At 59.7% G+C, this 22,946-nt stretch carries 21 protein-coding genes, 1 pseudogene and 1 CRISPR repeat array; of the genes and pseudogenes, 14 read left to right on the top strand and 8 right to left on the bottom strand.

Annotated elements, in window-relative coordinates:
* Positions 1–231 precede the first annotated feature (231 nt).
* Entirely contained in the window at positions 232–1,056 is an 825-nt protein-coding gene (locus tag HBOR_RS04200; RefSeq protein ID WP_006053692.1) for a COX15/CtaA family protein, read from the bottom strand.
* A 135-nt stretch (positions 1,057–1,191) separates the two neighbouring features.
* On the opposite strand from HBOR_RS04200, the gene HBOR_RS04205 reads away from it, so the two are divergent.
* Positions 1,192–2,319 carry a M24 family metallopeptidase gene (locus HBOR_RS04205; protein ID WP_006053693.1) on the top strand — a complete coding sequence of 376 codons (1,128 nt, stop codon included), beginning with the start codon at positions 1,192–1,194 and terminating at the stop codon, positions 2,317–2,319.
* Between the two features lie 96 nt (positions 2,320–2,415).
* Entirely contained in the window at positions 2,416–4,662 is a 2,247-nt protein-coding gene (locus HBOR_RS04210) for an NADP-dependent malic enzyme (RefSeq protein ID WP_006053694.1), read from the top strand.
* 27 nt (positions 4,663–4,689) lie between these two features.
* Here the strand turns inward: HBOR_RS04210 and HBOR_RS04215 are convergent, their stop codons facing one another.
* Positions 4,690–5,388, bottom strand: coding sequence for a twin-arginine translocase subunit TatC (locus HBOR_RS04215; RefSeq protein WP_006053695.1), 699 nt, complete (start codon positions 5,386–5,388; stop codon positions 4,690–4,692).
* 139 nt (positions 5,389–5,527) lie between these two features.
* Between HBOR_RS04215 and HBOR_RS19655 the strand changes: the two genes are divergently transcribed.
* Together HBOR_RS19655 and HBOR_RS04225 are read left to right on the top strand one after the other, a co-directional pair.
* Entirely contained in the window at positions 5,528–5,764 is a 237-nt protein-coding gene (locus HBOR_RS19655) for a hypothetical protein (protein WP_013440506.1), read from the top strand.
* A gap of 116 nt (positions 5,765–5,880) precedes the next feature.
* A pseudogene (locus HBOR_RS04225) lies at positions 5,881–7,154 on the top strand (RNA-guided endonuclease InsQ/TnpB family protein).
* A gap of 169 nt (positions 7,155–7,323) precedes the next feature.
* Here HBOR_RS04225 and HBOR_RS04230 read toward each other — a convergent pair.
* Entirely contained in the window at positions 7,324–7,974 is a 651-nt protein-coding gene (locus HBOR_RS04230) for a ribonuclease H family protein (RefSeq protein ID WP_006053698.1), read from the bottom strand.
* 98 nt (positions 7,975–8,072) lie between these two features.
* On the opposite strand from HBOR_RS04230, the gene HBOR_RS04235 reads away from it, so the two are divergent.
* Both HBOR_RS04235 and HBOR_RS04240 read left to right on the top strand, forming a co-directional pair.
* Entirely contained in the window at positions 8,073–8,576 is a 504-nt protein-coding gene (locus HBOR_RS04235; RefSeq protein WP_006053699.1) for a CBS domain-containing protein, read from the top strand.
* An 89-nt stretch (positions 8,577–8,665) separates the two neighbouring features.
* The gene (locus HBOR_RS04240; protein WP_006053700.1) at positions 8,666–9,631 is read left to right on the top strand and encodes a DMT family transporter; all 966 of its coding nucleotides are present in this window, start codon (positions 8,666–8,668) and stop codon (positions 9,629–9,631) included.
* Positions 9,632–9,669: 38 nt separating this feature from the next.
* On the opposite strand, the gene HBOR_RS04245 is transcribed toward HBOR_RS04240, so the two are convergent.
* From HBOR_RS04245 to HBOR_RS04255, 3 genes are read right to left on the bottom strand one after another with little or no spacing between them, the layout of a single operon-like run.
* Positions 9,670–9,954, bottom strand: coding sequence for a hypothetical protein (locus HBOR_RS04245; protein WP_006053701.1), 285 nt, complete (start codon positions 9,952–9,954; stop codon positions 9,670–9,672).
* A gap of 35 nt (positions 9,955–9,989) precedes the next feature.
* On the bottom strand, positions 9,990–10,604 hold the full coding sequence (gene cmk / locus HBOR_RS04250) for a (d)CMP kinase (protein WP_013440507.1): 615 nt from the start codon (positions 10,602–10,604) through the stop codon (positions 9,990–9,992).
* Between the two features lie 60 nt (positions 10,605–10,664).
* The gene (locus HBOR_RS04255; protein WP_006053703.1) at positions 10,665–11,651 is read right to left on the bottom strand and encodes an asparaginase; all 987 of its coding nucleotides are present in this window, start codon (positions 11,649–11,651) and stop codon (positions 10,665–10,667) included.
* Positions 11,652–12,087: 436 nt separating this feature from the next.
* Here HBOR_RS04255 and HBOR_RS04260 point away from each other — a divergent pair, with 436 nt between their 5' ends.
* The 4 genes from HBOR_RS04260 (at position 12,088) to HBOR_RS04275 (ending at position 14,341) form a co-directional block, all read left to right on the top strand.
* Positions 12,088–12,360, top strand: coding sequence for a hypothetical protein (locus tag HBOR_RS04260; RefSeq protein ID WP_049890437.1), 273 nt, complete (start codon positions 12,088–12,090; stop codon positions 12,358–12,360).
* A 139-nt stretch (positions 12,361–12,499) separates the two neighbouring features.
* Positions 12,500–13,474 carry an aldo/keto reductase gene (locus tag HBOR_RS04265; protein WP_006053704.1) on the top strand — a complete coding sequence of 325 codons (975 nt, stop codon included), beginning with the start codon at positions 12,500–12,502 and terminating at the stop codon, positions 13,472–13,474.
* A 40-nt stretch (positions 13,475–13,514) separates the two neighbouring features.
* Positions 13,515–14,099 carry a DUF1684 domain-containing protein gene (locus HBOR_RS04270; RefSeq protein WP_006053705.1) on the top strand — a complete coding sequence of 195 codons (585 nt, stop codon included), beginning with the start codon at positions 13,515–13,517 and terminating at the stop codon, positions 14,097–14,099.
* Positions 14,100–14,155: 56 nt separating this feature from the next.
* Entirely contained in the window at positions 14,156–14,341 is a 186-nt protein-coding gene (locus tag HBOR_RS04275) for a hypothetical protein (protein ID WP_006053706.1), read from the top strand.
* Between the two features lie 129 nt (positions 14,342–14,470).
* On the opposite strand, the gene HBOR_RS04280 is transcribed toward HBOR_RS04275, so the two are convergent.
* Together HBOR_RS04280 and HBOR_RS04285 are read right to left on the bottom strand one after the other, a co-directional pair.
* Positions 14,471–14,974 carry a type IV pilin gene (locus HBOR_RS04280; protein ID WP_006053707.1) on the bottom strand — a complete coding sequence of 168 codons (504 nt, stop codon included), beginning with the start codon at positions 14,972–14,974 and terminating at the stop codon, positions 14,471–14,473.
* Positions 14,974–15,402, bottom strand: a complete 429-nt coding sequence (locus tag HBOR_RS04285) for a type IV pilin (protein WP_006053708.1) — start codon at positions 15,400–15,402, stop codon at positions 14,974–14,976. The genes HBOR_RS04280 and HBOR_RS04285 overlap by 1 nt, the downstream gene beginning before the upstream one ends.
* Before the next feature lie 772 nt (positions 15,403–16,174).
* On the opposite strand from HBOR_RS04285, the gene HBOR_RS04290 reads away from it, so the two are divergent.
* From HBOR_RS04290 to HBOR_RS04305, 4 genes are all read left to right on the top strand, one after another.
* Positions 16,175–18,973 carry a BGTF surface domain-containing protein gene (locus HBOR_RS04290; RefSeq protein WP_006053709.1) on the top strand — a complete coding sequence of 933 codons (2,799 nt, stop codon included), beginning with the start codon at positions 16,175–16,177 and terminating at the stop codon, positions 18,971–18,973.
* A 323-nt stretch (positions 18,974–19,296) separates the two neighbouring features.
* Positions 19,297–19,995, top strand: coding sequence for a DUF4129 domain-containing protein (locus HBOR_RS04295; RefSeq protein ID WP_006053710.1), 699 nt, complete (start codon positions 19,297–19,299; stop codon positions 19,993–19,995).
* On the top strand, positions 19,995–21,965 hold the full coding sequence (locus tag HBOR_RS04300; RefSeq protein ID WP_013440509.1) for a DUF58 domain-containing protein: 1,971 nt from the start codon (positions 19,995–19,997) through the stop codon (positions 21,963–21,965). Before HBOR_RS04295 ends, HBOR_RS04300 begins: the two co-directional genes overlap by 1 nt.
* Entirely contained in the window at positions 21,955–22,476 is a 522-nt protein-coding gene (locus HBOR_RS04305; RefSeq protein WP_449271612.1) for a DUF7519 family protein, read from the top strand. Before HBOR_RS04300 ends, HBOR_RS04305 begins: the two co-directional genes overlap by 11 nt.
* 18 nt (positions 22,477–22,494) lie before the next feature.
* Positions 22,495–22,854: direct repeats of the CRISPR family, unit length 30 nt; unit sequence GCTTCAACCCCACAAGGGTTCGTCTGTAAC.
* Positions 22,855–22,946 lie beyond the last annotated feature (92 nt).

A 22,946-nucleotide genomic window follows, 5' to 3' on the forward strand; every position in this document is an offset into this window, starting at 1 on the left:
ATAACATATCTTCGGTTTTGAGAACTCTTAGCATTCGAGAACGTTGTGGGATGAGAACGAAACCCAAAACGTGCCGTTCGACGCCGAACTGCGGGGTAAAACAGCCGTTTTGTGTGAAGAATTGTGGTCGGAATTGCGCGATGTGTCGGCTCTCGCAGTCGAGAAATTGCTCAAAAACGAGTAGTTATTTAGGGATCTGTAGGCCGTCGTCGTGGTCTTCGACGACTGCCGTCAGTCGCTTCCGCCCGGGATGCTGCGAGACTGTTGTACCGACCGGCTACGGAGTGTGTAGGCCGCGGCCGCGACGAGACCGAAGGCGACGACGGTTCCACCGACCGAGACGTACTGGAGCGTGCCGCCGTACACCTGCCGGCCGAGGACGAGAAGCGAGACGAGTATGAGAGCAGCCCCACCGGTGGCGAGACGGACGCGGTCGAGACCGTCGGCGTCGGTTGCGCCCAGCCAGACCGTCGCTGCGACGAGTGAGCCGTACACGACCAGCCCGAGCGTGTAGTAGATGGCCTGCACGTTCGCGCCGAACGAGACGAACATGTGTGGAGACAACACGACGAGAGCGACGACGCCAGCAGCGAGCACTCCCATCATGCGTCGAATTTCAGCGACGGCGGGCGTCTCGAAGGACCACGCGGCGGCGAGGACAACGCCGGTGAAGATGGTCGAGGCCGTGATGAAGTGCGCCGAGAGGATGAGCCATTCGTACGTCGTGACCGTCAGCGCACCGAGAATTATCTGCGAGGGGAGGAGGACGGTGGCAACGGCGAGTGCGCGGCGAACGCGGCGGTCGGCACCTGTACGCCACGTTTGAATCGTCGTCCCGAGGATGAGAAAGCCGACGAGCATCGCCACGAGTCGGTGGAACCACTCGATGAAACTGCTCCAGTTTGCGGGAAACAGTCCCAAGAAGCCGTCACAGAAGGGCCACCGACCGGCGCACGTCAATCCTGCACCGGCCGCGGCGGTGTACACCCCGAGAACCATCAGAAACCCCGTCAGCGGGACGGTAAGCGCCACGAGGCGTCGGAGGCGAGCGTTCATGTTCCCTCGTCGGGGTCGAATCCACTTCAATGGCTCTCTCTGCCGACGGGCGAACCACTCTCCACCCTCGATACCTTTTCGGGCGACACGATTTCCATCGAAACGTTTCAAGTTCGCGCGCGGTAACCCACGCACATGACCGACGAGGACGACACCGTCACGAGGCATCTCGACAACCGACGTGAACGACTCGACGAGTATCTCGACCGCGAGGGCCTCGATGCGGTCTGGTTCGCTCGTCCCAACTCCTTTTCGTGGCTCACCGGCGGAAGCAACGTCATTTCCCGCGACGCGGACGTGGGTGTCGCCGCCGCGGGTTACGACCGGGACGACGGATGGGTCGTTATCACCGACAACATCGAAGCACAGCGACTCGCCGACGAAGAACTTCCTGACGAATTCACTGTCGAAGAGACGGCGTGGTACGAATCGTCGTTGGCGGACGCTGTCGCCGACCGGACGACCGGGAGCGCCGCGGCGGATTTCGACGTCCCGGGACTGGCGTCTGTGAACGCGTCGGCGCTCAGACAACCGCTTTCGGAGACGGATATCGAACGGTACCGCGAACTGGGGCGTGAAACGGCCGACGCCGTCGAGCGGGTTGCACGCGAACTCGAACCCGAGGATACCGAACACGAAGTCGCCGCCGCCCTCAAAATTTCGTTGTCAACGCGAGGCATCAATGCGCCCGTCGTCCTCGCTGGCGGCTCCGAACGCGCCCAGAAGTATCGTCACTTCACGCCGACGTTCACCGAGTTGGGTGACTACGCCATCCTTTCGGTGACAGCCGAACGCGGCGGTCTGTACGCGAGTACGACCCGAACCGTCGCCTTCGACCCGCCGGAATGGCTGTCCGAACGGCACTCACAAGCGATGCAGGTCGAGACGAGCGCACTGGCGGCAACGCAAGCCGTCTCCCGACTGAACGGGACGGCCAGCAGTGTCTTCGACAACATCATGGCGGCGTACGAACACCTCGGCATCCCCGAGGAGTGGCGCGAGCACCACCAAGGCGGGGCCGCGGGGTACGCCGGACGCGAGTGGTTCGCCTCACCGGATACCGAACGCCCGGTAGAGACGCCGATGGCCTACGCATACAACCCGACGGTACAGGGTGCAAAGTCGGAAGACACCGTTCTCGTCACCGAGGATGACGCCGAAGTGTTGACGACGACAGGTGAGTGGCCAACCCGTCCGATCCGCGGCTGGGATCACGAATTTGCTATCGAACGACACGAGATTCTGCATCTCTCTTCCGAGTAGTCTCGATAACTCGTCACCGAGTATTGTTTCGTCGTCTGTCGAAGTGATATTCGACAGTACGGTAGCTTTTTGAGGATTCCCCCGGTCCCCTTGGGCATGGGATTGGACGACGACGCCCGGGAATATCACCGGGAAGAACCACCGGGAAAGATCGAGATTTCGACCACGAAATCGACAAACACGCAACGTGACCTGAGTCTCGCCTACTCGCCGGGCGTCGCCGCGCCCTGCCGCGACATCGCAGACGACGCTGACCGTGCCTACGAGTACACGGCCAAAGGGAACCTCGTCGGCGTCGTCTCGAACGGATCGGCGGTACTCGGTCTCGGCGACATCGGCGCTCAGGCGTCGAAGCCAGTGATGGAAGGGAAGGGCGTCCTGTTCAAGCGATTCGCCGATATCGACGTGTTCGACGTCGAACTCGACTTAGAGGACCCCGAGAGCATTATCGAGACGGTCAGCGCGATGGAACCGACGTTCGGCGGGATCAATCTGGAGGACATCAAGGCTCCCGAGTGCTTCGAGATCGAGTCGCGCCTGCGAGAGGAGATGTCGGTTCCTGTCTTCCACGACGACCAACACGGGACGGCGATCATCTCCGGGGCCGCCCTCCTCAACGCCGCGGACATCGTCGACAAAGACCTCGAAGATCTGAATATCGTCTTCTCCGGTGCGGGTGCCTCCGCTATCGCCACCGCGCGTTTCTACGTCTCGCTCGGCGCGCGAAAGGAGAACATCGTCATGTGCGACTCAGACGGCGTCATCACGCCGGACCGCGAGGACATCAACGAATTCAAAGCCGAGTTCGCCAACGACGTGCCCGCCGATACGCTCGCCGAAGCGATGGAGGGCGCGGACGTGTTCGTTGGCCTCTCCATCGGCGGACTGGTTGACCAAGAGATGGTCGCGTCGATGGCCGACGACCCGATCATCTTCGCCATGGCGAATCCGGACCCCGAAATCGGCTACGAGGAGGCCAAAGCCGCCCGTGACGACACGGTCATCATGGCGACGGGTCGGTCGGACTACCCGAATCAAGTGAACAACGTCCTCGGCTTCCCGTTCATCTTCCGCGGCGCACTGGACGTACGTGCAACGGAAATCAACGAGGAGATGAAACGCGCCGCCGCCAAGGCACTCGCCGACCTCGCTCGGAAGGACGTGCCGGACGCCGTCGTGAAAGCCTACGGCGATCAACCGCTACAGTACGGTCCCGAGTACGTGATTCCGAAACCGCTCGATCCGCGGGTGTTGTTCGAAGTCGCCCCCGCTGTCGCGCAGGCGGCGATGGACAGCGGCTCCGCGCGGAGTGAACTCGACACCGACGAGTACGAGGAGCGCCTCGAAGCGCGCCTCGGAAAATCGCGCGAGATGATGCGCGTCGTCCTCAACAAGGCGAAATCCGACCCCAAACGCGTCGCACTCGCGGAAGGGACGGACGAGAAGATGATTCGTGCGGCGTACCAACTGCAAGAGCAAGGTATCGCCTATCCCGTCCTCGTCGGCAACAGAGAGAAGATCAACCAGACTGCAGAGCGACTCGGTCTCGACTTCGAACCCGAAGTGGCCGACCCGCGAAACGGCGACTGGGACCACTACGCCGACCGTCTGTACGAACTGCGGCGTCGGAAGGGGATGACGAAGAACGAAGCGCACGAACTCATCCGTCGGGACACTAACTACTTCGCCAGCGTGATGGTCGAAGAGAACGACGCAGACGCGATGCTCACCGGCCTGACGCACCACTACCCGTCGGCGCTTCGCCCGCCGCTTCAGGTCATCGGCACCGCACCCGACGCGGACTACGCCGCCGGTGTCTACATGCTGACGTTCAAAAATCGCGTCATCTTCTGCGCGGACGCGACGGTCAACCTCGCGCCCGACTCGGACGTGCTGGCCGAGATTACGAAGCACACCGCTGAACTCGCACGCCGGTTCAATATCGAACCGCGCGCGGCGATGCTATCGTACTCGAACTTCGGGAGCGTCAAGAACGAGGGAACGCGGAAACCCCGCGATGCCGTGAAACTGCTCCACGACGACCCTGAAGTGGACTTCGACGTGGACGGCGAGATGCAGGCGGACACCGCCGTTGTCGAGGACATCCTCGAAGGAACGTACGAGTTCTCTGACCTCGATGACCCGGCGAACGTCCTCGTCTTCCCGAACCTCGAAGCGGGCAACATCGGCTACAAACTGCTCCAGCGTCTCGGCGGCGCGGAGGCCATCGGGCCGATGCTCGTCGGTATGGACAAACCGGTCCACGTCCTCCAACGCGGCGACGAAGTGAAGGACATCGTTAATCTGGCGGGCGTGGCCGTCGTGGACGCCCAGAACGAATAACGACCGTCTCGAACCTGTTTTTCGTCGTTAGCGGAACTCCAACCACGCGATTCCGGCGGCCAATCCCACAAACAGCGGTGCTGCAAGGAGGACGAACGTCGCGCTGTCGGCGGGCGAGTAACACGCCGCGAACACGACGAACGCGAGAGCCGCGTACCCGCGCTGTCTGGTCGAAGTGAACCGCCCGACGACGCCCGCTCGGACGGCCGCGATGAGGAGAAACGGGGTCGCCGCCGCGCCCCCGAGTGCGACCGGGAAGAACAGCCAGACCTCCGTGTACCAGTACACGTCGAGGCCGGCGGCTGACGTGGCGGTCACCCGACTCACAGCCTCGGCGACAGCGGGGAGCAGTATCACCCCGACGGCAACACCGACTGTGAACGCAAACGCCGCGACGACTGCGTGGCGGCGACTGCGAGATGGCGAGACGCGAGCGTCGCGTCCGAGGAGTCCGACGAGAGTCAAGCCCGCGGCGAACACCCCCGATAGCGTTCCAACTTCGAGTGCGAGACGGAAGTCCGTGAGTGGGGTCGGCGATAGACGGGGCGGAACGCCCGACCACGAGACCACGTCGGTGAGGTTGATCCCGGAGGCTGCGGCGGTGACGACGGCAGAGACGAGGAGAAAAACGGCGAGGAGGGGGCGGAGATTTCGACGGACTGTGGCCCCCACCGGGCCGTCGCCGGTGCCGTCGAAGCCGTCAGCGGGGTACAGTTCGGAGGGCATTGGTTCGCAGTCCACTGAGTGCCATTATCAACTTTCTGTCGCCGTGTCGGGCGAACCGGTGGCAGGAAAAACACTCGCTCGTTCACTGCGGGCGCACACCGAGGATAGATTCACGTCCTCGGTCTCCGACCATCACTCGATGGCAGTCCCATTGGGTGGGGAATCGATTTCTCTGTCACTTGCGTTAGCCGTCGCCGCTATCGTCGCGTTCGGTGGCTTCGTCACCGGACTGAACGGGTTCGGATTCGCCGTCATCGGGACGGCGTTGCTGGCGTTCGTGATGGACCCGCAGACGGCGGTGGCGTTGATGATTCTCCCGATACTCGCCGCCAACACGTCGCTTATACACAAGCAAGGAGAATATCTGACCCTTTAGGGTCAGGATGAATCCGACAACTCCTACACAACCCACCGTCGATGGCAAGGCTGGATATTCCACGCCAACCGACACGATTAACATAACGTCGTTCATAACCGGTTATGAAGCCAGAAATGAGTCGAACCATCCGAACCTTCGAGGCCCCATCACGAACCAACAACAGGTTCGTGACGACCTCGACCAACTCGGATGGGCCGCCTCAAAACTCTGGAACGTCGGTCGCTACTACGCACAAAAACAGTGGGACGAAACGGGCAAGATTCCCGATGACGGGGAACTCAAAGCCGAACTCAAAGGCCACGAACGCTACACGGACTTGCATTCTCAATCCAGTCAGCGCGTTCTCGAAGAACTCGCTGAAGCGTTCAACGGCTGGTTCGGCAAGCGTCGGAACGGCGACGACCGTGCCCGACCGCCCGGCTACCGCAAACACGGAGACTCTCACCCGCGTTCAACTGTGTCGTTCAAAGCGGCTGGCTTCAAGCACGACGCACAGTTTACCCGCGTCCGCCTCTCCAAAGGCCGCAACCTCAAAAAACACCGCTCGGACTTCATCCTCTGCGAGTACCAGACCCGTCCAGATGTTGACCTGACCGCGTGGGACATTCAACAGGTTCGCGCCGTCTACAAGCACGACGAGTGGCGGCTTCAATTCGTCTGTCGCACCACTATTGACCCGGAACCGCCAGGTGACGAGGTGGCCGGTGTTGACCTCGGGATTTGCAATTTCGCGGCCGTCTCGTTCGGCGGTGAGTCGGTGTTGTATCCCGGTGGCGCACTCAAGGAAGACGAATACTACTTCACGAAGAAGAAAGCCAAGTGCGACGATTCCTCGTCCCGTGAAGCCACTCGTCTTGACCGGAAACGGGCTGGTCGGCGGACACACTTCTTGCACGCGCTCTCGAAATCCATCGTGAATGAGTGTGTCGAACGGGGTGTCGGTACGCTTGTCGTTGGCGATCTTGGCGGCATCCGAGAGGACGACGAGAACGGTGAACCTCGGAATTGGGGCGACCACGGCAATCTCGACTTGCACGGGTGGGCATTCGACCGCTTCACGACGCTACTCGACTACAAAGCGGAAGCGGAAGGCATTGACGTTGAGTTGGTGTCCGAACGCGATACGTCGAAGTCGTGTTCAGCGTGCGGCCACACCGACGACAATCAGCGAGTTGAACGTGGGCTGTACGTGTGTGAGAAGTGCAATACGGTTGCGAATGCGGACGTGAACGGCGCGGAGAACATTCGACAAAAGGTACTCCCGAGTCTCGCCACGGATGGCGGTGATAGGGATAACGGCTGGTTGGCACAGCCAGCGGTTCGCCTGTTCGACCGTAGTGAGGGCCGTTTCGCCCCACGAGAACAGGTTGTGAACCACGAACCGTAATATCCCAACTCAGCGGTGCGGTGCCGTGGGATTCCCGCGTTGACGAGACCAATGGTCTCGTCCGCCCACCAGAACGCTTCGCGTTCTGGGGACGTCTTCAGGCGCGGGAGGATGTCAACGGCGTTCGATTGACGCTCCCGGGAGCGGGGGTGTGAGCCGTAACTGTCCGTCAGTCGCTCGCGCGACCTTCGAAGCGGGACGGCGGCGGGAACTGCGGGTCGTCGCTGCTAGACTCGCTCTGTTCGACCGCCGAGAGCTGACTCGGCATCACACAGCGGTCTTTCTGGTGGTTAACGTGGGCGTATTCGTCGGGCGCGTTCGCCAGCGGATGCGCCGGGTTCTCCCGTCCGTCGATACGGGCCGCACGGAGTTCAGCGAAGCCAGCGATGCGGGCGCGGATTCCACGCCAGTGGTTCTCGCTTCCGGTGGGAAGCGACGTGGGTCGCCGCTGGCGCCAGTCGGGATCTGCGGCCGCGAGAACTTCGGTATTGACGTTGGCCGCGAGCGAGTCGTGGTCGATGAGGACACCGACGCGGGCGTTCGGCGGCGCGCGGGCGGCGAGCACGTCGAGGCCGAGATGGAGCGCACGATACTCGGAGACGTTGTTGTTCGGTGCCGTATCGGGCACGGCGACGCGAGCAACACGCGTTCCATCGCGCGTCTCGATGACGACACCCAGTCCACCGTCGCCTGTCGGTCGGTAGGACCCGTCGGTGGCGACGTAGAAATGGCGGTGATGTGTCCGAGGCGGATGCGCGATGTGCGGCGTTGGAGACTCGTCGAACAGGTCTCGAAGGGATTGACGGCCGTGAACGGCCATGAAAAACCGTAATCGGTCACGAAATATAAATATAACCCGGATATTCGCCGTGCGCGCCAGGGAATAGACAGATGAGTAACGTACCCGTATAGGGACCTATGCAACTGTCTGCCCGAGACCTGATGACCGAAGACGTAGAGACTGTCTCTCCGGATGACGACGTGAGCGATGTTCTTGGCCGCCTCGCGCGCGCTGATTTCAACGGCTTTCCCGTCGTTGACGAGGACGACCACGTCGTCGGCATCGTTACGCAACACGACCTCGTCGGACTGTTCGAGACGAAAGACCGGACGCTGTGGATCCCGATCGGGCTTCCCCCGTTCATGGAGACGGTCACCTACGCCGTAGACATCTCGTGGGACGATTTCGACCTCGGGGTGGATCTCGTGAAGAATATGGACAAACCGATCAAGAAGGTGATGACGCCTGACGTGGTGACGGTAGAACCCGACGCCGACCTCGACGCCATCTTGGACCTCCTCGCAGACGACGAACGGGATATCAACCGTCTCCCGGTGATCGAAGACGGTCGTCTCGTCGGCGTCGTCGCCCGGCAGGACGTGATTCGGGCGATTCGAGACCGCCGCCTCGCGGGCAACTAACAGAACGCCCAGTTACCGCAGGATCATGTTCTGCGGCAGATGACGTACCCGAGCGAAACGTTGACGGAGTCTGCCGACAGACCCGTGATGTGACCCGGTATCGTAACGTCGGTCTGTTCCTCTTTCTCGCCGCGGTCTGGGGTGCGGCGTTCATGGCCATCAAGGCGGGCCTCGGAACGCCATCCGACCCCGGCGGGTTCTTCGAGACGCCCGTTCTGTTCGCGGCGATTCGCTACGATGTCGCCGGTGTATTGATGCTCGGCTACGCCGTCTACGCCACCGACCACCCGGTTCCGCGCGGCCGCGATGAGTGGGCGACAGTCGTCGTCGGATCGGTGCTCATCATGGCTGGCTATCACGCCCTCCTGTTCATCGGTGAGACAGACCCTGCCGTCACCTCTGCTGCTGCGGCGGTTATCGTCAGTCTAAGCCCGGTCCTCACGGCCGGGTTCGCCCGTGCGTTTCTGCCCGTCGAACGCCTGACGACCTTCGGTCTCGCCGGCCTTCTTTTGGGACTCGTCGGAGTCGCCATCCTGTCGGATCCAGACCCGAACAATCTCCTCACGGGTGGCACCGTCGCCAAACTGCTCATCTTCGCCGCGGCGATCTGTTTTGCCCTCGGATCGGTTCTTACGCGCCGCATCGACGCCGATTTCCCCATCGAGACGATGGAGGCGTGGACGATGCTCGGCGGTGCCGTGTTGATGCACATCGTGAGCGTCGGCATCGGCGAGTCCGTCTCGGACGTGACGTGGACGGGGGAGACGCTTCTCGCCGTCGGTTATCTTTCGGTCGTGGCGAGCGCAATCGGCTTTCTCGTCTACTTCGTCCTGTTGGAGCGCCTCGGAGCGCTCGAAATCAACCTCGTCTCCTACGTCGCGCCGGTGTTTGCGGCACTCACCGGGTGGCTGTTCCGCGGAGAAATTCCCACCGTGTACACCGTCGTCGGGTTCATCGTCATCTTCGTCGGGTTCCTCCTCTTGAAACGAGAGAGTCTCCGACGGGAACTGCCGCGTCTCCGACGAGAACTGAAAACGTTCGGGACGCGCGAGTGACAGCTTAGATGCGTGCGTAATTCCCCGAAACCGCTTGCTTAGCCCTCATCGCGTACTGCTTCGGTGACTTCTCCGACCATCGTCCACCCGTCCTCGTCGGCACCGCTCCGACCGATGAGGACTGATTCGTTGTCTTCGGAGGTGATGAGTCGGTACTCGGCGTCCGCTTCGTCTACCCGTTCGCCTTCGGCCTGAAACTCCTGCTGGAAGAACTCTGTGCTGTGCATTCGGTAGACGGCTGTAGAGCCGTCGTCGAGTGTGAGTTGCACTGGGTCCGGCGAGACGTTGTGAATACGCTTTGCGACCGCGTTGAGAGCAGCCATACGCGGACGGAAGCGTCGGCGGCTGAAAAATCCGACTACAGTTCGATGTCCGGGGTGTAGAACGCCCCCTCGTCAACCTCGGGGTCGTAGTCTTCTATCGCTCTGAGAACGATGTCGAGGAGTGCCTCGGGACTCCACCGAGCAGTGTTCATCTGCAGGTCGTAGAACGACTGGTCCGAAACGTCGATGCCGTAATACGACTCGTAGCGACCTGCCTCGCTGACCTCGCGGACGCGCATCTCGGCTTCTAACTCCTCGCGGTCACGCGTGCGCTCGACACGAACCTCTTCGGGCGCGTCGAGCCAGATCCGAAGGTCGGCGCGATTACCTGCCAACCACCCGGCGAGGCGTGATTCGAGGACGAACGGCTTGTTTGATGCCCCCCACTGTTCGGCAACAGTACGGAGGCGACGGTCGAGTGCGCGGTCTATCTCGTCGGACTCGTCCGCCTTGGCGATGAGTTGCGAAAGCGACATCCCGCGTTCCTCCGCGAGTTCGCGGAAGATGTCGCCGCCAGAGACGTAACCGCACTCCAACGAGCGGGACAGTCCCTTACACAGCGTCGTCGCCCCGCAACCCGGCGGACCGGAGACGGTGATGAACAGGTTGCTATCGACCGACCGTCCCGTCGCGGCGTCTTCCTCCATCATGAACGTTCGCCACTCTCTCTACGACCACAAAAATCCGGGGGCGGAGGTACGGTTCACACGTCACTCGAACGTCGCTTCGACCGCCTCACGCGAGAGGCCGGCGGTCAGTCCGAGGACGAGTTTGACGCGCGCCTTCGCCGTCGAAAGAGTGCCCGCGTAGGCGACGCCGTGATCTCGAAGGGTGACTCCGCCACCCGCCGTGCCGTACACGGCTTCTGTCGGTCCGGCGTGACACCGCGAGGAGACGACGACCGGCACGGATTCGAGAGCGTCGGCGACAGCGTCGCCCAGCGAACCGGTAGCGTTTCCGAGGCCGGTTCCTTCCACGACGATACCGTCAGCGTCAGGGAGGAATCGTTCGAGGGAAGCCCCGTCTACACCTGTACCGGAGTGAACGGCGGGGACGACAGCGTACGCGGCAGTGTCTCTGTCGGCGTCGAGCGCCGCGGCGGGGAGCGACACATCCGACGTGGCCTGCTCGGGATCACGGTGGAGGCGCGTCGTCTCACGCGTGAACGTTGCGACCGGTCCTTTTCCGGGCGATTGGAACGTATCGAGGGCGTTCGTGTGTGTTTTCACCGCGTCGCGGGCGGCGTGGAGTTCGTCGTCGAACGCGATGTGGACGCCCGGCGCGAACTGGCCGTCAACCGCGGCCCGGACCGCTGTGAGGAGGTTCGACGGAGCGTCAGATCCCGGTTCGTCGAAGCGTCGTTGCGACCCCGTAACGATGACGGGAACGGGCACGTTGCACGCGATGTCGAGCGCGTAGGCGGTATCTGCGAGTGTGTCCGTTCCGTGCGTAACGACGACGCCGTCGGCACCGTCGGCGACGGCAGTTCGCACTTCCTCGGCGGCAGCAGCCACGACGCCGAAGTCCATGTCGAATCCGGGACGCGACCCGACGTCGGTGACGCGCAAGTCGGCGTACTCGGAGATATCAGGAACAGATCGGACCAGTTCATCGCCTGCCTTCGCCGGGGCCGCGCCGTCTTCGGCCGGTTCGCTCGCTATCGTCCCGCCGCATCCGACAACGTGTACCGTATGCATCGTTCGTCTCGGCCGACGGCACCACACCGATTACGTCTTTCGTCGCCGGAGGGCGTCCGACGAGAGCGGATACGGTGCGATTTATGCCCGATATATCGGATTATGAAGACATTTTCACACCGCCTGAACGGGATATATCTCAGTATAGTGGGGTGAATCTTAGATCGGAATCAACGCGTCAGCTAGGGTATAACGAGCGCGTTAGACAATCGTTTGGGTTCGGACAATATCGGATAAAAGAACGTCGCTGTAGAAATACTGTTTACTTGTCGGAACGACTCAGAAGACTCTATAAACGATTTCTGGCGATCTCGATCTGTTATAAACAATCACTGTTTCATGACTTTATCGTTTAAACTATCTTAAACGAATGGCAACTCTCGGGCGGGTTAATGTGAACGTCCACGCTTCGAACAGACGAGGTGTGCCACAGGGAATGTCAAACTCATCATCATCGGTCCCCCACGAACGCTTTGCTCGTTTACGTGAACTGATAGAATCGTCACCGAACACTGTCCGCTTCGGACTGAAACTGGTCACGTATCCGATTCGGTTTGTCGCGTTCTGGGTAGCAGTTGCTCTTCCGTTTCTCTATCTGCCTCTCCTGTACGGCGGTCTCCAAGGTGGGCAGGCGACGGTATTTGCGTCGCTTTTGGTACTGAACGTTGGCGCACTTCTCCTCGGGCACGATCACAGTAGAGACGACTGAGCGTGACACGCGTTGATCCCTCACTCGTCATTTGTTTTCTCAGTCCCCGTATTCCGCACTCGGCTCTCATCGCCGCTTATTCCTCTCGTCGCTACGACGAATCGGGTCGTTTTATCGCCTGACCGTCCGTTATGTTGGTATGGCTCTCGATACGGTCTCGCTCGGCCGAACCGGAACGAAGGTGTCCGAAATCGCGTTCGGAACGTGGCGCTTCGGCCGCGAAAACGACGAGGGTGACATAGAAGTCGGTCCCGAGCAAGCCCACCGACTGCTCGACGCGTACGCTGACGCTGGCGGGACGTTTATCGACACTGCCGATATGTACGGTGGCGGGCGCGCAGAGGAGTACATCGGCGACTGGTTGGCTGACCGCGACCGGGAGAACTTCGTCATCGCCTCGAAGATCTACTGGCCGACCCGCGAAGACCCTAACGGCGTCGGTCTCAACCGCAAACATCTCCGCCGGAACATCGACGAGATTCTCGACCGACTCGGAACGGACTACGTGGACGTTCTCTACACTCACCGCTGGGATGACGACACGCCCGCGCGGGAGTTCATGCGGACCCTCGACGAGTTCGTGCGGGACGGGAAAGTCAACTACCTCGGCACGTCTACACTCGAACCGAACGCGTGGAAGATAGCGAAGGCGAACGAGATAGCCGACAAGCGCGGCTACGAACCGTTCACTGTGTCCCAACCGCGCTACAACGTCGTCAATCGCGAGATCGAAGGGAACTACCTCGACATGTGCGCCGATTACGACGTGGGCGTCGTCCCGTGGTCGCCGCTCGCTGGCGGGTTCCTCACGGGGAAGTACAGTCGGAACAAGGAGCCGCCCGCTGACTCGCGCGCTGCTTCGGACCAGCAGTTCGTGGACTCGTATCTCACACCGGAGAACTTCGACGCGCTCGAAGCTGTCGAGTCCGTCGCCGCGGACGTGGGTGCGTCGCCCGGGCAAGTCGCCCTCGCGTGGCTGCTCCACCACGACCAAGTGACTGCCCCGATTGTCGGCGCGCGGACGGTCGATCAACTGGAAGAGAACCTTGCCGCCGCTGAGGTGTCGTTGACGCCCGATCAGTTCGAGCGCCTTGCGGACGCAAAGCGCGAATAAAACCGTCAGACGTACCGGGCACGGCGTCGTAGACGACGACATGACTGACTCGGACGCCGCTGCAAACGTTGATGCGGACGCCTACGCCGACGAACTGGCCCGCAAGCGCGCGGAGAAAGACGACTTCTTTGGCTCGCACCCGCAGTCACCGATTCCGCCCGAACACCGCGACGAGTTCTCGGGACTGGACTACTTCGACCCGAACCCGGACGCACGCGTCTCGGCGACGGTGACAGTCCACGACGACCCCGAACCGGTAACGATGGAGACGACGGCGGGCAACGAGGTGCGCTACCTCCGCCTGGTCACGTTCTCTTTCGAACTCCGCGGCGAATCGGTCGAACTGCACGGTTATCAGCAGGAACGCGAGGACGACAACGCGATTTTCGTCCCCTTTCGTGACAAGACGACGGGCCAGCAGTCGTACCGGAACGGTCGCTATCTCGAACTCCACCCTGAGGGCGAGTTAGCGGACGGCGAGTCGGTCGTCCTCGATTTTAATCTCGCGTACACGCCTTTCTGTGCCTACAGCGACACGTTCTCCTGTCCACTCCCGCCGGAGGAAAACTGGCTGGAAGTGGCTGTTGCCGCCGGTGAGCGGGATTGGACGCCTGTTAACGAATAGCATAATTGGCAGACGAAAGCGGAATACACATATTCGACGCCTCCGCAAACCCAGCCATGGGACTGCTCACCAGCAAGAAAGCACTCGTCGGTCTCGTCCTGATGGTCGTCGGTACGCTCGCATTTGTGCCCAGTGCCCTGGGTACCGCAAGCGTCCCGGTGTACGCGCTCGCAGTGGCCGCGCTCGTCCTCACCGCAGGGACGTGGCTCGTCGGCACGTCCGGCGACGGTCGCCCCGTCTGAGACGCGACGCTCGGTGCTTCTTGTGTTTTGGAGTTGCAGCTTGAGCGGTTGCTGTAGGGTTTTGAGTTGGCTAGGTGTACGTCGGTAGCCGTCGCTCGGTGGCTTGCGTCGATAAAGGAAACGGCGCGGTTAGTTGTTCGGTGCGGTGTACTCGGAGAGCGTTGCCGAGTTTTCACCAGTCTGGGAGTTCCAGACGACGCGGAAGTCTTCACCGTTTAGATCCATACCCCCACCTGCGTAGAGGGTATCACCGGCACCGACCGTTTCACCGGATTGGAACGAACCACTGCCAGGTTCGGTAAAGGCTTCATTAGTGGTCTGATCACTGCCGGTATTGGAAACCGACGACAGTGATGTCGCAACGTCAACTGCAACACTGGATTTCAGAGCCAGTCTGTCTGTTTCAATTGTATCTCCGGTTTCGTGTGTAATAGTCACGTTATCGCCGGAGGCATCGTCGTCAAAGTCGAATCCGAATGATGCTTGTGGTGTCGTCTGTGAGACGCTCCCCCCAAGATTGAGCACGAACGTGCCGATAACTGCGGCGAGGATGACGGTAATCGCCACCATCAGGATCACGCCGATAACGGGCGAGACCGCTGAATCATCCGTGAAGAGCTGCTTAATCTCCATTATTCGGTCGGAGCAGTGCTTTCACTCAGCGTCGCGGAATTCTCGTTGTTTTCAGAGTTCCAGACAACACGGATGGTCTCACCGCTCCAGTCAGCACCGTTTTTCAGTTCAACAGAGCTTCCAGCGGAGACGGTCCCGCCAACGTCTGACCAGTCAGGGCCACTCTCTGAATTGAGGCCTTTCGTGTCTAATCGAGCACCCTCAATTGTATCTCCCGTTTCGTGGGTAATTGTAACGTTGTTATCTCCGCTAGTTTCGTATTCAAAACCGAAACTCGCCTGCGGCGTGGTTTGCGATACGCTTCCCCCTAGGTTGAGCACGAACGTGCCGATGACTGCGGCAAGAATCACTGTAATCGCCACCATCAAGATGACCCCGATGACTGGCGAAACCGCAGACTCGTCCGTGAAGAGCTGTTTGAGCTTCATGGTTGGTTGTTCGGACGACACTCCGACGACAGAAGAGTCGGTATTCAGTTTCCCCCGGTGGCCGCCCCGCTGGCAGACCACCGCCCATCCCCTGCCGTGGTGTGTCTACTGCCCCTGATACATTACTCCGACTTAAATCTAAAGGTGAACTTAACAGAACAGTCATATACAAGATCATCTATTAATTATCTCTTTAAGAGCTCTTTAAGATGGTCTAGTACCCCCGTTAAGCGCTGTACTGCCACTAAAACAAAAGCAATTGAACAATCTGGCAATCTTGACAATTTATCTGACAATCTAGTTGTCTTGAAGTAAACAAAAAATAGTTTGGTGTTTATTCTCTCACGTGCGCGCGAAGAAAAACTAATGGCTGCTAACACTAGCTTCCAGTGGCGGTCAGCACTAAACGCTAAGAATAGCAGACAACATCGGTGAAAACCGCGCGGACACGGAAGAGCGCGCGGTATGCGTACGGAAACCGCGGCAATGCGGTCCGCCCTACCCAAGGCGATAGTACGCACTGTGCGATTAACCGTTAGCACACAAAAGATTTTTGAATGATAATTCTTATTCGATGAACATCGTGGTAGTAAAACTCATGCTTGTCGTGTTGGTACAGAAAGTATTTATGTAGGACGTACATTCAGTCTCACGTACCCCTACCCATGGTGACATCTGCGAGTAACTCCATCCAAGTCCGAGCGGTCGGGCGTTTCATGGGATTTCCAGGCTGGATGAAAGCGGGTGTTGCCGTCTGCAACAACTCCAAACTATGACAAGCAACACAAAACAGTTCCGCGCAGTCTTCCTCGCGGCGCTGATGGTCATGTCGGTCTTCGCCGGCACCATCGCGTTCGCTGGAAGCGCTGCTGCTGTCACTGGTGGCTCTGCGGATAATCTCGATCCGTCCACCATTGATGAGAGCACGCAGCAACAGCATACGTTTAACGTATCGTACGATAACTACAACAGTGATGGGAATAGTGACACCGTCAAGGTCAACCTCCCTGATGGCGTTACTCTCGACTCCCAGTCGCTGACGATCAAGAACGCCACGTCTGGCAATGAGATCTCTGCGACTGTTAGCACGTCGAACAACGACATCAGTGCAGACTTTAGTCAGAGTGCCGGTGAGAACACCACACTCTACGTGAACGGTACGTTCACGATCACGGCACCGTCGGTTACCTCCGACACCACTAAACAGGTTTACTTCAACCTGACTGACGCTAACGACGGGACGCAGAATCTCTCGAAGGACCTCAAAATCGTTAACGACGCTGACTCTCCTGAGTACCTCGAAAGCGTTGTCTACGAGGAAGGCGGACAGGCGAAGCTCGAAATCGCCTTTGACGAGGACCTCAAGGACAGCACGCTCGACTTTGAGCTCTACGAAGACGAAAAGAAGGTCGACAGCTTCAGTGGTTCTCCCGACGCTGGCACTGGTGGCCACGTCGTCTACAACCTGAACAAGGTCTACACTGGTGACGTCACGCTCAAAGTCAGCAAGAACATTGAGGACACAAGCAGTAACAAGATCAGCAACGACGGCAACAAGACGGTTGACGTCGCGCCTGTCACGGTGAAGAAGGGCGACGACCTCAACGCCTACAAGGGCTCGAACCTTGCTGTCATCGCTGGTACGACGAACACCGATGTCATCGTCCAGTCTGGCGAGGACGAAGACTTCGACGCCTTCCAGGACGGTAGCACTGGCACGAACAGTAAGGTCTACGTCTTCAGCACGGACTCCGATACCAACACGGGCCAGTACAACATCACCATCGGTGACAAGAACTACGCAGACGTTAACATCCGTGACCTTGGTCTCGAAGTGAACATTGACGACCTCAACGTCACGACCGAAGACGAAATCACGGGTACGATTGAAGCTGACGCGGGCGACCGCCCGATCACGGTCGAACTCCTTGACTCCGATGGCGACACCGTTGAAGAACGTGGTGCCCGACTCTCGGGTCAGGCAAAGTACGAGTTCACCTTCAACGCATCTGAAGACAAACTCAACCTCGACGCTGGCAACTACACGATTCTGGCGACGGACAACCAGTCCAGCGTCGATGCCGAGTCCTCTTCGGTTGTCGTTTCCAAGGCCGGTGAAGGTGAGACATCCTTCACTGGTGAGCGTCTCGTCATGGACGAGCGCGGTGACGTTGCGAACATCACGATCAACGTCGAAAACGCTGACTACGCAACTCTCTCGATCGGTAACGACGATCTCGCCTTCGAGAGCAACGTGACGATCGAAGACGTCAACGGTGACGGACAGGTCAGCCTCCTGTTCAACACCTACGCCGCGACCGATAAGTCCGGTGACCTCGGTGACGGCGGCGCTGTCTACAGCACCCCGTCGCTCGAAGATCAGGACGACGACGAGATCACCTCTGCAACTATCGAGCAGGGTGTCAACTCGCTCCTCGAAGCGGGTCGCTACCCGCTCGAAGTCCGCGCAGGTCAGGACAAGAAGGCTGACTCTGAGGCCGCTGGCACGCTCGAACTCACTGAGCGTAACACGACCTCCATCCAGACCTGGACGGCACCGAAAGACACGACGTTCGACGACACCGCCGACCTGTACGACGCGATTGAGAGCAACAACCTCACGCAGTCCAACAAGGTCGCCTTTGGCGACTCTCAGGGCGACGTTGTTGTTCACGAGCTCAAGGCCTCCGGTCTTGAGGGCCTCCTGATGGCTCAGTCGAACGACGACGTGACTGACAAGTTCTTCGCTGAGGACGTTGACACCGGTGCGTTCGAGCTTACGCTCGAGCAGGTCAACCCCGGTGCCAACCGTGAAGCCTACACGCTCAACCTCAGCAAGACGAACGCGACGGTCTGGTCTGACTCCGACAACGACACGTACTTCATCCGGTACGACACGGACGGAGTGACGACGACCGAACCTGGTCGCTCGCTCGACTACGGTCACACCCTCGAAGCGAACTTCACGGTCTACGAGGACGAAGGTAACCTCACCGACGCAGACGACGGTGAGACGGTCACGGGCGAGTACGAACTCGTCGAGGCCGACTACACGATTGACGACCCGTACAACGTGTCGAACGCTGCTGGTCAGACGATCACGGGCGAGACGACTCTCGCTCCCGGTACGGAACTCAGTATCCGTGCCCGTTCGACCGGTGACACGCAGCCGAGCTTCCTGAAGCCCTCGACCGTCTACGTCACCGAGAACCGGACGTTCTCGGCTACGGTCGACTTCAGCGAGCAGGCAGTTGGCGATACCTACGAGATCAGTATCGATGACAGTGGTTCGGCAGGCGAGACGACGGTTGACGGAACCGTCAAGAAGGCTGTCAAGACGGACACGCCGACGACGGACACGCCGTCCGACAACGAGACGGCTACGCCGACGACGGACACGCCGACGACGGACACGCCGTCCGACACGACGACTGAGCCGTCCGACACGACGACTGAGTCGTCCGACGACGGGACGGAGACTGGAACGGAATCCAGCACGCCCGGCTTCGGTGTTGTCGTTGCTGTCACGGCACTCCTCGCCGCGGCACTCCTCGCAGTCCGCCGCGACTAACGTCGCTGACTAAATAACCGGCCTCACGCCGGTCTCTTACTTTCCTTTCTTTCGACGCGATACCCAAGAGCGGTAGCACTATCTCTCGTTTAAGCGCGGGAAACGTTGAGAACGAGGAACCCGAGTCGATTGAACAGGAGGATATGATTCTACTCGGTGTCGCGGCGCTGCACGTGATCTCATTACGCCGTAGAAAATAGTCACACACACTCACGCACTTAGCGCTGATTTTTCGCACTTCGTGACGTTTCGAGAATCGGTTGAGTCGTATAGGTAGACATTTCATCGTTGGAAATGATTACTCAATGATGGATTAGACACAGATGAATCGGTCCCACGCTGCCGCCCTCCTGATTACTGTACTTGCCCTCTCGACTGTCGGTGTTGCTGCGAGTACGCTCCCGTCCGCACAGCCGGCAGACCTACCGGATAGTCGTTCTCAAGGTGGGTTCGATGAGGCCCACTCCGGAAGTGGTGGGAAAGGTGCATCGCAGTCGATCAACCACCTTGCACTCCCTGATTTAAACGTCGAAAACGGAGTCAAAAGCGACCGTTCACAATCGAAGAGTACGGTCGGACGACTCGTTGTCGGAGTCGTTCTCTTCCTCGCCGGGATAGCCCTCGTTTTGTGGCGTCTCACGAGCGACGATTCGCAAGCCGCACGCGAGTCTGAAAAGGAGACAGACGTGAGTACTGACGAGGTCACATCAGAAGTAGCTCACAGCAAGCGCAGAAATCTGCCGCCAACGAACGAGGTCTACCGGGCCTGGAACACGCTGGGTACCTCTCTGGAAGCGCATCGAGAAGCACAAGAAACACCCACAGAGTTCGCGCAGCGAGCGAGTCGTGCTGGGCTTCCCCGAAACGCGGTTGAACGACTCACAGCGTTGTTCTGCTCGGTACGATACGGTGGCGAGCCACCGACCGCCGACCGCGAGAAACGCGCACAGAACGCACTTGAACAAATTCAACGGACGAGCGATTCGAATAGCGCTGACTCTGCCTCTTCTCTCTCCGAATGATGAGCGATACCCGCCGCCCTATTCTGAATCTCGGTATCGTCTCCAGTCTCGTCGGCTTCCTCCTGATCGTCTTCCCGACGCTGGGGTCCGTCGTTGAACTCACCGGAACGGTTCGTGCAATACCGTTCGTCATCATCGGCTTAGCTGCGATTGGCCTCGCTGGAAGGTACCTACGTGCGGAGATGACGGGACAATCCACAACAAGGAAATGTCACACCGGGCGAAGCGAGTATCCACGTCCAGCGAACCGACCCAAGTACGCGTATCCTGGTGAACCACTCGTGCGACGACTCGCAGAAATCTCGTGGACGGATCGACGGGAAGAAGAACCAACGAACCGTCTTGATCTCCGCGCGGATGTCCGGGGGCTTGCAGTTACCGTCTTGTCACAGACGGAAAACTGGACACGGACGGAAAGCGAGACACGGCTGGAAGAGGGGGGTTGGACTGATGATGCGCGGGCAGCAGCCTTCTTTACCGACGATATCGTCCCGTCGCTCTCGGTTCGACAGCAACTCCAGTCCATTTTGGGTGCTGAACCACCGTTTGCCCGTCGCGCACGGCACGCGATTGCAGAACTTGCGAGTCAGTACGACGAAACCGACGTTTCTCCTAGTCTGACTGAGCGGCCGAACGGCCGAGACCGGGGACGGACCGTCACGACACGACAGTACTGGCCGTCGCACACATCCGAAACGTCACGAACCACCAAATCTGGGCGAACACGGTGGGTGACGACTGCCGCCCTCGTTGCTGGTGGCGCTGGTATCGTCACTCTCCAGCCAGCGCTGTTCTTGCTCGCTCTGTTTGGTATCGCGGTCGCCGGGTACGGACATCTCAGCACACCACCCTCCGGAAACGTCGAGATCACGCGGACTATCAGCGATCCAAATCCCGAACCCCAACAGGAGATTGATGTGACGGTAACCATCCAGAATACGAGCGAAAGCACGCTCACCGACCTCCGAGTTATCGATGGGGTTCCGGCGGGACTCACCGTTACTGATGGCGTCCCCCGGTTTACGACAGCACTTCGTCCCGGTAACGAAGCTACGTTCACGTACACTGTCCGGGGAGTCGGTGGGAGTCACGCGTTCGACCCAGCGCTCGTCATCACGCGGGACGCAATCGGGATTCACAAACGAGAGACGCTTGTCGAGGGAGATTCGACGGCGATTTCCTGTCAACGTCTGGAGAATCCTGTGCGACAGCTACAACTGAGATCACAATGGACGAACCACCCCGGTCGGATTCAATCACCGGTCGAAGGACCGGGAATCGAGTTCCACTCTGTTCGTGAGTATCGCTCCGGCGACCCGCTCTCGCGGGTTGACTGGAACCGAAAGGCGAAAACGGGCGAGCTCACCACAATCGACTTTCGGGAGTCCCGACTCGCAAAGGTGATGATCGTCGTCGATACCCGGCCGGAAGCGTATCTGACGCCGACCGAGGAGTGTGATCGGCCAATCATCCGCCGGAGTCTCACTGCGGCACGGAAGATAACCACCCACTTCTCCTCGGAGCGTATTCCAGTCGGCATCACGGCCCTGTCGCCACACTCGTGTTGGCTCCCACCGAAGGCTGGCGATGTTCATCGCGTCCGTATTCATAACGCTCTCGATGAAGATCCCGCCTTCTCGTGGGAGCGTCCCAAGGACGGAATCGAGATATCGACCGCAATCGAGGCGTTCCGGCAGCGAGCGTGTCACGATACGCAGGTCATCTTGCTCTCACCGCTCTGTGACGACGGCTCGAAACGCGTCGCGGAACGACTCGATGCCAACGGCTATGCCGTGACTGTCTTGAGCCCAGACCCGACAGCGCTCACGGACTCGACGCCGGACTGTGCGCTCGGCTACGCATCCGTTATGCGCCACTTTCGGCTCCGAAAGCTTCGCAACGGGGGGATCCCCGTCTCCGATTTGACCTCGGATCTGTCAGTTGCGGAGGTGTTGGCCCGTGCGTCGTAATCAACGATATCAATCCGGTCGGGTACCTATCGGGAGTGGTCTCATAGCTCTGTCTGCTGGTGCCAGCGCAGTCTTCGTCACTGCTGTGTCTCCGTACGTACTCGCGCTCGGGATACTCGGTCTCGTTCTGCTTGCGGTCGGACTGTTCCGAGCGTCGCCGAAGACGTTCGCCGTCGGGACGGGCCTGCTTTTCGTCGGTGTCGTCGTCGCCGGAATACTGGGCATGGCCTCGGTGTATCTCTTGCTCGCTGCGTTTCTCGTTGTGATCGCGTGGACCGTGGGACAGAACGGCTTTAGTATCGGAGCCGAGGTTGGTACCGATGCCCCGACGCTTCGAATTGAGTTAGTCCATCTGGTGAGTAGTATGGCTATTCTTGTCGTCGGCGCGAGCGTCGGATTTGGCGTCTTTCTCGCTGCGACGGGTGGTCAGCCAGTACTCGCACTCGTTGCCCTCCTCGTGGGCGTCGTCGCGTTACTGGTCGGACTACGAGGATCGTACACGAACGGCTAAGCTGTGTCGGGTGTACTATTTTACCCTCCACAAGGGTTCGTCTGTAACGACCGTGTAGTTCTCCGTGGAGAGATCTTTCGCGCTGCTTCAACCCCACAAGGGTTCGTCTGTAACTTCGTTGAGGACGGCACCGACCGCGGGCGACGGGTCGCTTCAACCCCACAAGGGTTCGTCTGTAACACGCTACGGCGAAGAGGTGTCCCGATGACGTCCGACGCTTCAACCCCACAAGGGTTCGTCTGTAACTAAAGTTTGTGCCACAAAAGAAAAGAGAGGGAGAGGCTTCAACCCCACAAGGGTTCGTCTGTAACCGTTTCCATCTGAGTCAACGACCACATCGCCGATTTGGCTTCAACCCCACAAGGGTTCGTCTGTAACCATGCCCGATTGGGGGCACACAGGCTCTATGATGGACAGTTACTACAAGTAGTTTCCGTCGGCCTCCAATACCCCCGCTACCCCCGGGGGTC

It is taken from the genome of Halogeometricum borinquense DSM 11551 (assembly GCF_000172995.2).
Taxonomy (GTDB): Archaea; Halobacteriota; Halobacteria; order Halobacteriales; family Haloferacaceae; genus Halogeometricum; species Halogeometricum borinquense.